This window comes from Mesorhizobium sp. M7A.F.Ca.CA.001.08.2.1, from assembly GCF_003998455.1.
GTDB lineage: Bacteria > Pseudomonadota > Alphaproteobacteria > Rhizobiales > Rhizobiaceae > Mesorhizobium > Mesorhizobium ciceri.
Genome location: NZ_RZPW01000129.1, coordinates 1 through 10,649 on the forward strand (window position 1 = coordinate 1; position 10,649 = coordinate 10,649).

Genomic DNA, 10,649 nt, shown 5'->3' on the forward strand with positions numbered 1-10,649 from the left:
CGCTACGAGCGGGCGGCGTGCAAGACGACATGATGACCAAGCCAACTCCTATCCTGTTCGACTGCGATCCCGGCCACGACGACGCCATCGCCCTGGTCATGGCGCATCGCTCGCCGGCCATCGAACTCATCGGCGTCACCACGACCTGCGGCAATGCGGAAGTCGAGAAGACGACCGCCAATGCCTTGCGCATCCTGGAGTATATCGGCGCCGGCGACGTGCCTGTCGCGCAGGGCTGTCACCGCCCGCTGGCGCGCCCGCTGGTGCTCGGCACCGCCGATGGCCCGAGCGGGCTCGAGGGCTCGCCCTACCTGCCGCAGGCGACGATCAAGCCGGTTGACCAGCATGCCGTCGATTTCCTGGCCGACAGGCTGCGCGCCGCGCCCGAACCGATCCTGGTCGTTGCCACCGGCCCGCTCAGCAATATCGGCCTGATGATCCTCAAGCATCGCGACGTGCTGCCCAAGATCAAGGAACTGATCTGGATGGGCGGCGTGTTCTACCGCAAGAGCGAGATCATCACGCCGACCGAATTCAACGCGTTCTGCGATCCCGAAGCGCTGAAGATCGTGCTGGACAGCGGCGTGCCGATCCTGATGGTCGGCCTCGACGTCACCATGCAGGTGCTGATCGAGGCGCCGCAATATGCCGAACTCGCCACCATCGACACGCCGCTCGGCCGGCTCGTCAACGACTGGCTGCTGTTCTACGAGAAGCTGCACCGCAACTCGATGGGCGTCGGCGGCGCCATGCACGATCCGCTGGCGCTGGCGCTGGCCATCGACCCGACATTGGTGCGCACGCGCCCTGCCCATATCGGCGTCGATCTGTCCGGCACCTACGCCTTCGGCGCGACCATCGCCGACTACTGGGGCGAGCGCGGTGAAAAGGACAATGCCCGCATCGCCCATGAGGTCGACGCGGACCGCTTCTTCAAGCTGATGTTCGATCTCCTGCGGGACTGAACATCCAACGGACTGAGGGTTAGCGGAACAGATATTTCGAGACTTCCGGGTTGCCGCGACGCCACATCACATTGTCCAGGAAGTAATGGTGCACGTTGATGAATATCCACGCGATGAAGAGGAAAAGCGACGAGCCGAGCACCTGTTTGTCGTAGGGAACCAGGGCACTCAGCGCCATCGGCACCAGCCAGAAACCGAGAGCACCGAGAATTGTGCCAGCGATGATGAATATCAGCACCCGCAGCCTGTACATCGGCCCAAGAATGGACAGCACCCTGAATTCCGGATCCTTGACGGCATCCGCGCGGTCGCGCTCGACATTGGTCTGGTAACGCCAGACCACCGCCAAATACTGCAACGAATGGAGCGCCGGTACCACGAGCAGCCAAAGCGGGTTCAATCTCACGAACAGAATCCAGGCATAGAGGGTCGTGACGTAAGCGACGACGCCGTTATACGGTAGCGCGCCGCCATGTTTGCGCCAGCGATTGACGAACATCACGGCGGTGGCCGCCGAGGAGGCAGCGGCGACCGCGAGCGCGATGTTGAGGAGCCAGGGCGGGACAGCGAATGTGTAGTAGTCCAGGCCCCAGTACTGCCTTTCGGTGATCACCACGTTTGTCTGGAGCCAGGCGAACAGCCACACGGCATATCCGTTGAACAGCAGCGCTTTCTTGTCCTGGTCGCTGAAGAATTTGCGCTTCAGCACCGCGTCCACCATCAGCATGCCATAGCCTTGCTTGACGTAGTGCCAGCCGACGAAAAAGCCCATCGCGTTGGTGGCATATCCCAGCAGGCGGGCGTTGCCGGTTACGGAGCCATAGGCGAAGAAAGCGACCATGATCATTGGGACGGCAATGCCCGCGATGATGTAGCGGATCTGGAGACTTCTGTCGTATCCGTCACCGCGCACCTTGCGTGCGAAATTGCGATAGAAAATCTGGTAGGAATGGGCAAAGTGCGGCTGGTTGATGAGATGCGACAGCAAGAACGCCGCCAGCGCCACGACGCCCTCATATTTGAGCGGCACGAAATACAGGACCGGCAGGATCAGGAACGCGCTCCCGCCGAGCATGAAAAAATCGATGAACGGACCAAACAGGTATTTCTGTGGAGGCGCCGCGACCGAGACCGGAGCATCCGCCGAAAGGTGAAGTGCCATGCTGCCTTCTCCCTGTGATTGTTTATCTAGCCATCAACCTGATAGGAATTTTTTCTTGACTCCCTGCCCTCAGCTATGGTACATTTTTGTCCATGGTGCTGATTTGCGCCAGCGACCCGCCGCACAGGCGGGTTTTTCGTTTAATACTCCCTCCACCTATGCGCCTGCGAAGGCTCCGAAGGAACCCATCAACCAGAACTGCTCGCCAACACCAAGTTCTTGTAGATCAGGAACGCCAGCGTACAGATCGCGGCCATCGAGATCGGCACCCCGAACGGTACGACGCCTTTGCGATCCATATGCTGGACGTAGAGCCGGAACGCCCCCTCAGGCAGCATGAACGGGGTTTTCACCACCATCACCGTGATCAGAGCAAAGACCAGCAACAACATGGAAAACAGGACGAGACTGCTGCCCCCGATCAGGAACGGCATGACCGCCATCAGCTTGACATCGCCGGCGCCGATCTTGCGCAAGGCCCAGAATGGGAAGAGTGCGACAAACAGGAGAAGCCCGGCAAGGGCGCTCAGCCCCATGTCCCACCACGACCCGGATTGGAGCGACAGCAACAGCAAGCCCCCCGCACCCAGGCAGAGCAGCAGCAGCACGTCACGATTGGAAATCTTCTGGGCGGTGAAATCGACCCACGCAATCCTTGCCAGCAAAGGGATGGCGAGCGCCTTCAGCAGCAGTGCTTCGACGAGCAGCATGCTAGCGCTCGATATTCTGCACGCTGGACGACAGCAGCTTCAGATTGTTGGCGACGGTCGGGTCGTTGGGCGCCAGTTCGTAAGCCTTGAGGAAGTTCGAGCGGGCATCCTGCAACTTGCCGCGCAGCAGATAGGAATAGCCGACATTGTTGTAATATTCGGGCGTCGCGCCGCCCAGCTTGAAGGCCCTGGCATAGGCCCGGTCGGACAGGTCGAAACGGTGGATCCGGTCGGTGCAGGCGGCCAGCCCCATCCAGGCGTTGCCGTCATTGGGCGCCAGTTGCGTCGCCTTGAAGAACAGCGCGCCGGCATTGCCGTAATTTTCGGCGCGGAACTGGTTCTTGGCCTCCGCGACGGCCTGGTCGGAGGCGTAATACTCGACGTCGCTGACCGTTTTCAGCCCGTCGAAAGCATCGCCAAAGGACGTCACGTCGCCCTTCGACGGCTCATTCGTGCGCACGACACCGTCGGTTGTGTCCGCCGTCTGGCAGCCGGCAAGCACCGCCATGAGCAGACAGGCCGCGGCCGCGATAACCCTCTTCATAGATGTGTCCCCTGGGGTTCCCGACTCACATTAGGACCAAATGATATACCAAACTAGAAGAAAACGCCTTTCATTCGGATGATCAGCGGCAACATGATAACCATCATCACGACTGGGAAGATGCAAAGCCCGAGCGGGATCATCATTTTGACAGGAAGCGCGTTGGCACGTTCTTCGGCATGCAAGATCCGCTGGCTGCGCATCTCGTCGCTGTAGATGCGCAAGGCTTCCGTCAGGCTGGTGCCCAGCTCTTCCGATTGCCGGAACAGCACCGACAGCGCACGTGCCTCCTCCAGACCGATACGATCTGAGAGTTCCTTCAGAGCCTCACGCAGGGGTTTACCCGCTCGCAACTGCAAAGTCATGATCGACAACTGGATGCCGAGCCATTTGTGCGTGCCGGCAAGTTCGGCGCCGACGCGCTCCACGGCCGCTTCGAGGCTCATGCCGGCATCAGCACAGGTTATCATCATGTCCATGAAATCGGGGAAACCGCGGCGGTAGACCTGTTTCTGTCCATTTTCGAATCGATCGAGTGCAATGCTGGGAATGACCAAGCAACCAAGCCCGATCAATGCTGAACCGGCGAACGCCACGAAGCCGGGTATCCTTGGCGGTAGCACGGCACTCAAAATGGCATAGCAAGCGAGAAAGCCGATACATACTGCACTGAGACGAGACAACGTATAGATTATAGGCGCGCTTGGTTGATGAAATCCGGCTCGAAACAGTTTCGCTTCCAGCGCATTCGGTTCGCCGCGTTCCTTTTCCAAAGCTCGGAAATAGGCATCGACAGGCCGCTGCGCGGAGATCTTGTTGAGTTCCTGCTGCGCGTAAAGCGACCGGCGATTGGTCCCCTCAGACAAGAGGCTCTGAGCAACCAGCCTCCTTGTCTGGATGGCCGGCATGACAACCAAGGCACCCAACACAAACAGCGCCGCAGCTGCCAGGAAGACGGCAAGGGATAGAAGAATGGCTGGATCTTCGAGACTCATTAGAATTTCCACGCCCTCCTTTAGATATCGAAATTGACCATGCGGTACATGATGAAATCGCCGAGTAGCGCCCAAGATCCGAAAATTACGAAAACCGGGAAGATCAGCGGGCTACCCCAAACGTCTCCATAGAATTTCGGAGCGACGACAAGGAGAATGCAGAACATGATGACCGGAAACAACGAGATGATCCAGGCCGACATGCGGCCTTCTGCCGAGAGCGCCTTGATCTTCATGCGCAGCTTGCGCCGTTCTCGCAAAACAGACGACAGATTGGCCAGGATCTCGGTCAGATTTCCGCCGGTCTTGGCCTGTATGGAGAGCGAAACCGACAGCAAATGGAGACCTTCGAAACCAACGCGTTGCGAGAGTTTTCGGACGGCTTGCTCAAGGCTGAGGCCAAAGGTGATTTCGTCGGAGACGATTCCGAATTCTGTGCCGAGAGGGTCCGGCATTTCCCGCGCGACCAGTCCGATCGCCACAGTGGTTGGATGACCCGCCCGTAACGAGCGGACGATCATGTCGAGTGCGTCCGGAAGCTGGGCGGCGAATTTCTGGATCCGCTTGTTGCGCGCTCGCCGAAGAACGAGAAGCGGAAGGACAAGCCCAACGACCAGAAACACAATGATGGCGACAATGGCTGAGAAACCCAATAGCAATGGCAACATGAGTGCCAGGACCAGGCCGGCGAGCAGGAAAACTGCCGCGAAAGCGAGTGGGTTTCCGGTAATGCCGGACTGGGTGTAAAGGCGATTCAAGGCGATCGCGCCGAAAACAAAATCGCCCGATGCTGTAAGCCCTCGTTCTTGCAGCAAACCCTGCAGGCTTTGTTCGGCTGGCGATTCTTCACCCAGTCGCTGCAAGCGTCGATTGATAATCCCCGCTTTCGCCCGTCGGCCGGCAAAAGACAGGTAGAAGGATTCGGCAGCAAGGATCACTGACGCAGCCGCCAACACATAAATGAAGTAAAGGAGCGTCTGGCCCGTCAGCATCAGAGCGCAACCTGCGGGTTGAAGGCATCCTTGGCGAAATGGTGGCCCAGCGTCGCCGCCTCCTGGGCAAAACGCGGTCGCACACCGGTGGCGCGAAACTCTCCGATAATGGCGCCGTCGGCGGCCACGTCGCGCCGGATGAAGTGATAAATTTCCTGTAGCTGGACGACATTGCCCTCCATGCCAGTCAATTCCGATATGGAGGTGACACGCCGGCCGCCGTCCGAAAGACGCTGTGTCTGCACGATGATGTCGATGGCCGAGGCGATCTGCGCCCGAATAGAATCGTTGCTCATCGGCATGCCGGCCATGCCGACCATCTGCTCCAGCCGCGAGATCGCGTCGCGCGGGGTGTTGGCGTGTATGGTGGTCATCGATCCCTCATGGCCGGTGTTCATCGCCTGGAGCATGTCGAAGGCTTCCTCGCCACGCACCTCGCCAACGATGATGCGGTCCGGCCGCATGCGCAACGCGTTCTTCAGCAATTCACGCTGGCGCACCTCGCCTTTCCCCTCGACATTGGGCGGGCGTGTCTCCAGACGGCCGACATGCGGCTGCTGCAATTGCAGTTCCGCCGCATCCTCGATGGTGATCAGCCGCTCTTTCGAGGGAATGTAACTCGACAATGCATTGAGCAAGGTGGTCTTGCCGCTGCCGGTGCCTCCCGAAACGAGAATCGATTTGCGCGCCTGGACGGCGATCCGCAGCAGGTCGATCATGGGTGGACGGATCGAATTGAACGCCATCAAACGCTCGAGCGAATAGCGATTTTTAGAGAATTTGCGGATCGACACCAGCGGGCCGTCGACCGAGATCGGCCGCACCGCGATGTTGACGCGTGAGCCGTCCGCCAATCGTGCGTCGACCATTGGTGCGGATTCGTCGACCCGCCGACCGATCGCCGAGACGATCTTGTTGATGATCCGCAAGAGATGCGCCTCGTCGCGGAAACGGATCGAAGTTTCCTCGATAATACCGCGCCGCTCGATGAAGACCCGTTTGTGGGTGTTGATCAATATATCGGCGATGGAGTCATCCTTGAGCAACGGTTCGATCGGCCCGAGTCCCAGCATCTCGTCGGCAGTGTCGCTGGTTAGCTGATCGAGCTCTCGAGCATTTAGCGGCACGGTTCGATTTCGCACGAACTCACGCACGATGGGACGGATCTCATTCAGGATCTCGTCCTTGGAAGCATTTTCAAGGGCGGTTAGATTGAACCGATCGATAAGATGGCGATGAAGCTCGACCTTGAGCGTCAAGAATTCTTCACGGCGCGATTCAGCATCGGTGATTGGCGCAAGGGCAGGAGCAACAGGCGGCACCACCAGCGGCTCAACCTTTGTCACTGCCTGGTGTTCGCTTGACCCCTTGATGAACCGCCCCAGCATATTTGCTTATACTCCCCTTAACCCTCATTAGGGGAAACTAACTGTTAACCACGGCAGGCACAAGCGCCGAGGTGGTCGGCGTGCTTTCAATACTTTCCACATAGTTAAGATCAGAGGCCTGTAATAATGCGCTTATTTGGAATGGCTGCCGGTTCGCGGCTGGAGCGTCGATATCGCTTTCTACGCTCATCCGATTTCCCGGAACGAACCGTCCGATATGTGCAGCTAACCCCTTAGATATAAAGGAATATGCATTCTTACTAATGCTTCCTCAATCTTGCCACATCCGCGGCCGAATTGTGAACAAATGGTTAAGGCGCTGGAAAAATGAAAAGAATCAAGCCGTTGAGAAAATTCATGCGTGTAATGTTCTCGCCGAATCATGTATATGAAAGTTAAGGAACTCTTAATCTCGTTTGACTCTGCGTTTTCGCGGGACCTAGGATCGAGGAGACGGGGGATGCTTGGGTATGGATTTCATCCTTTGCTCTGTCTCGTCGGGTTCCAACCTCCAAAGGGAGAAATTGACATGAAGAAGCTCATGACGATGACCCGGCAGTTCCGCGACGACGAAAACGGCGCTGCCATGGTCGAATATACTGTCCTGCTGGGCATTATCACCGTGGCTGTTATCGCCACCGTCGCGCTTGTCGGCACCTGGGTGAGTACCGAGTGGACAACGCTCAATACCACCTTGAACACGGCGACAACTCCGGCTCCGTGAAGCTTCGAGAAGGCCCAGGTAGCAGGGCCTGGGCCTTCTCTTCCGGCCGAAAGCGATCCACTTGTGGAGTGATCGAAAATGATTGGGCAGGCTTCTTATGCGCGCTAACACCGTCATCATGATCGTTCTCGCCGGCGTGTTTGGCGTGCTGGCGGTGGTGCTCGCCAACATCTGGCTGGCCAACCAGCGCGGCGCCATGGCGCGAACCGAGGACATTCAGCGCGATACCGTTGTCGTAGCAGCCGTGGCACTGAAGTTCGGCGATACGCTGTCTGCCGACAAATTGCGTGAAGTCGCATGGCCTGCGGGCGCGGTTCCATCGGGTGCCTTCAAGACGACCAAGGAGCTCCTGACGGGCGACTCGAAGCAAGCTCTGCAGGCGATCGGAGTGAACGAGCCTGTCCTTGCTACGAAGATCACCGGCCCCGGCCAGCGCGCCACGCTTTCGGCGGTGCTCGGCGAGGGCATGAAAGCCGTTTCCATCCGCGTCAACGACGTGTTGGGCGTCGCTGGTTTCGTCTTCCCAGGCGACCGGGTCGATGTGCTTTTGACGCGAACGGTCCGCGGCGACGATGGCGCGGACAAGAGTTTTGTTGACGTGCTTCTGCAAAGCATGAAGGTGCTTGCCGTCGACCAGGTCGCCGACGAAAGCAAGGATAGCCCGACTGTTGTTAAATCCGTGACGCTCGAAGCCAGCACGAGGGACGCGCAGAAGCTGACGCTGGCGGCAGGCGCCGGCCAATTGTCGCTGGCGCTTCGCCAGGCCGCAGCCAGCAAGGGCGAGACGACCGAGCGGGTGACGCTTTCCGACCTGACCAGCGAAACGCCGGCAGACGTCGCCGCCAGGCAGGCGGAACTCGACAGGAAGGCAGCATCGGAAGCCGAGGCCGCCGCCGAGCGCAAGCGCGCCGAGGACAAGATCGCCGGGCTGACGCAGGCCGTAGAGCGGGTGGGAAGCCGCCTCGACGAACTGGGCAAGGTTAAGCCCGCTCCAGTCCCGATGGCGCAGCCAGTCGTCAAGGAAGTGGTCAAATACGTGCAGGCTGAACCTCCGGCACGGGCGACGATAGGCGTTTTTCGGGGCGTGAAGCTCGAGACATATGACGTGCCGCGACAACCATGATAAGGTGCGGCTAATAAACAGGGCTGCCACCAGCAGCGAGTGGGGAGACGGGGATGCAAGGATACTGCTCAGGGATAGCGACGGCAGCATTGTCATGTCTGACGGCGCTGTTGCTGTCGGGCCTGGCGACCAATGCGGCCGACCGCTTCATTGACGTGTCGACCCCCGCCGTCCATCGTATTTTCCTGCCGATGTCGCAATCGGTGACGATCCAGGTGAGTGCCAATCTGGGCGATATCGTCGTCGGCGACGAGAAGATCGCCGACGCCCAGCCGATGACCGACCGCACGCTCTACGTCATCGGCAAGGGCGCCGGCACCACCACGGTCAATCTGTTCTCCACCGACAAGCGTTCGCTCGGCGCCCTCCAGATCGAAGTCGGCGTCGATGTCAGCGATATGGCGCAGGCGATCCGCCAGGTGGCGCCGAAGTCGCGCATCGAGATCGGCTCGGTCAACGGCAGGGTCAGGCTCGGCGGCCATGTCAAGGACGGCGCCACACTGGCGACGATCATGGACGTGGCGAAGCAGTACGGACCCGACGACATCATCAATTCCGTCACGGTCGACGACAGCCAGCAGGTCAATCTCGAGGTGCGTGTGCTGGAAGCTAAGCGCAATGCCGGGCGCGATCTCGGCGTGTCGATCCAGAGCAGGAACAGCAGCGGCACAACGCGAGCCGGAAGCGGCATTGCCACTGTCGACAAGGACGGCGCAATGCTCGGCGCGGGCGATCTCGTGAGCGGCATTTTGTCGAATTCAAACCCGTTCGCAGCTTTGATCACCCGCGTCATCGACAGCAACATCAAGGTCGATTTGATCATCGAAGCGCTAGAGGCCAAGGGCGTTGTTCGTACTCTGGCCGAGCCCAACCTGACCACACTTTCCGGCGAAGAAGCCAGCTTCAATGCCGGTGGCCAGGTCCCCATCCGCAGTCTTGACAAGGATGGCCAGATCCAGATCGAGTATAAGCAATTCGGCGTCAATCTTCTGTTCACGCCGGTCGTGCTCGCCGACGACAAGATCCACATCCGGCTGGCGCCTGAGGTCAGCGACTTGACCGGCTTCACCACCGCCGGCGACCCGATCTTCACCAACCGCAAACTGTCGACCGTCGTCGAATTGCGCGACGGCCAGAGCTTCGCGGTCGGCGGGCTTCTATCCAGCAAGACCACCAAGCTGCAGAACCAGGTGCCGTGGCTCGGCCAGGTGCCTGTCATCGGGACGCTGTTTCGCAATTCGAGCAATCAGAAGGAAGAAACCGAGCTGGTCGTCATCGTCACGCCGCATCTCGTGCGGCCGGTGAGACCCGGCGAGCAACTGGCGACGCCGTTCGACAAGACGCGGCCCGCCAACGATCCGGAGTTCTTCGTGCTCGGCCAGCTTGAAGTGACCAAGGATATGGTCCGCAAATATGAACTGGGCGAAGGCGTCACCGGCCCCTATGGCCACATGCTCGACTTCAAATCGAAGGACAAGATGCTCTATGTCAAGAAATAGCGCCTTGATCCTCATCGTGTGTGCCAGTGCGCTGACGGGCTGCGCCGCGGACTATCTGAACCACTACGATACGGTGACCCTGGCCGCCGGCGACACGCAGAAATTCAATTCGCTGCTGCAGACGGTCGACCCGCTTAATCCGGCGTCCAGGAATACGAAGATCGACGGCGACGGTCAGCGCGCGGCATCGGTCGCCCAGAACTACCGATTTCCACCGCCGCCGCCGCCGCCGCCGGCCATAACGGTCAATGTCGGCGCACCGGCACCTATGACGAACTGAACAGAAGGATGCGGTTTCAGTGCGTCAGGCAATACGAGGACACCTGGCGTCAGGGGAGCAGAGAGTAAGGCCATGCTGCGGACCATTCGCGCGTTCTGGCACGATCAGAGGGGAATAGCGCTGATCCTCGTCAGCGTCACGCTGCCGGCGATCATCGGCTTTTCCCTGCTGGCGATCGACATGAGCCGGGTCAACAACCTGCATAATGATTTGCAAAAGGGCGCGGATGCGCTGGCTCTTGCGGCGGCTGCCGAGCTTGACGGACAG

Annotated in this window: 13 protein-coding genes; 6 read left to right on the plus strand and 7 right to left on the minus strand. The window is 59.4% G+C overall.

Annotated features, from left to right (window positions below):
- The first annotated feature begins 29 nt into the window (after positions 1-29).
- On the plus strand, positions 30-965 hold the full coding sequence (locus tag EN914_RS10560) for a nucleoside hydrolase (protein ID WP_013530291.1): 936 nt from the start codon (positions 30-32) through the stop codon (positions 963-965).
- 19 nt (positions 966-984) lie between these two features.
- Here EN914_RS10560 and EN914_RS10565 read toward each other — a convergent pair whose 3' ends face one another.
- From EN914_RS10565 to EN914_RS38290, 7 genes are all read right to left on the minus strand, one after another.
- Positions 985-2,127 (minus strand): hypothetical protein, encoded by a 1,143-nt coding sequence (locus tag EN914_RS10565; RefSeq protein WP_024502283.1) that lies wholly within the window; start codon positions 2,125-2,127, stop codon positions 985-987.
- A gap of 188 nt (positions 2,128-2,315) precedes the next feature.
- Entirely contained in the window at positions 2,316-2,837 is a 522-nt protein-coding gene (locus EN914_RS10570) for a prepilin peptidase (RefSeq protein WP_024502282.1), read from the minus strand.
- 1 nt (position 2,838) lies between these two features.
- Positions 2,839-3,381: a tetratricopeptide repeat protein gene (locus tag EN914_RS10575; protein ID WP_024502281.1), complete on the minus strand. Its 543-nt coding sequence runs from the start codon at positions 3,379-3,381 to the stop codon at positions 2,839-2,841.
- Between the two features lie 53 nt (positions 3,382-3,434).
- Positions 3,435-4,376, minus strand: coding sequence for a type II secretion system F family protein (locus EN914_RS10580; protein ID WP_032898852.1), 942 nt, complete (start codon positions 4,374-4,376; stop codon positions 3,435-3,437).
- Between the two features lie 20 nt (positions 4,377-4,396).
- The gene (locus EN914_RS10585) at positions 4,397-5,368 is read right to left on the minus strand and encodes a type II secretion system F family protein (protein ID WP_024502279.1); all 972 of its coding nucleotides are present in this window, start codon (positions 5,366-5,368) and stop codon (positions 4,397-4,399) included.
- The gene (locus tag EN914_RS10590) at positions 5,368-6,756 is read right to left on the minus strand and encodes a CpaF family protein (RefSeq protein WP_024502278.1); all 1,389 of its coding nucleotides are present in this window, start codon (positions 6,754-6,756) and stop codon (positions 5,368-5,370) included. The genes EN914_RS10585 and EN914_RS10590 overlap by 1 nt, the downstream gene beginning before the upstream one ends.
- Before the next feature lie 37 nt (positions 6,757-6,793).
- Positions 6,794-6,946: a hypothetical protein gene (locus tag EN914_RS38290; protein WP_155924939.1), complete on the minus strand. Its 153-nt coding sequence runs from the start codon at positions 6,944-6,946 to the stop codon at positions 6,794-6,796.
- Positions 6,947-7,285: 339 nt separating this feature from the next.
- On the opposite strand from EN914_RS38290, the gene EN914_RS10595 reads away from it, so the two are divergent.
- From EN914_RS10595 to EN914_RS10615, 5 genes are all read left to right on the plus strand, one after another.
- On the plus strand, positions 7,286-7,480 hold the full coding sequence (locus tag EN914_RS10595) for a Flp family type IVb pilin (RefSeq protein WP_024502277.1): 195 nt from the start codon (positions 7,286-7,288) through the stop codon (positions 7,478-7,480).
- 97 nt (positions 7,481-7,577) lie between these two features.
- Entirely contained in the window at positions 7,578-8,603 is a 1,026-nt protein-coding gene (gene cpaB, locus EN914_RS10600) for a Flp pilus assembly protein CpaB (protein ID WP_024502276.1), read from the plus strand.
- Positions 8,604-8,656: 53 nt separating this feature from the next.
- Positions 8,657-10,102, plus strand: a complete 1,446-nt coding sequence (locus EN914_RS10605) for a type II and III secretion system protein family protein (RefSeq protein WP_024502275.1) — start codon at positions 8,657-8,659, stop codon at positions 10,100-10,102.
- Positions 10,103-10,106: 4 nt separating this feature from the next.
- Complete coding sequence (locus EN914_RS10610) at positions 10,107-10,382, plus strand: hypothetical protein (protein ID WP_245265304.1); 276 nt, start codon at positions 10,107-10,109, stop codon at positions 10,380-10,382.
- A 72-nt stretch (positions 10,383-10,454) separates the two neighbouring features.
- Positions 10,455-10,649 (plus strand): TadE/TadG family type IV pilus assembly protein (locus tag EN914_RS10615; protein ID WP_245497809.1); only part of this gene is annotated, 195 nt, incomplete at its 3' end.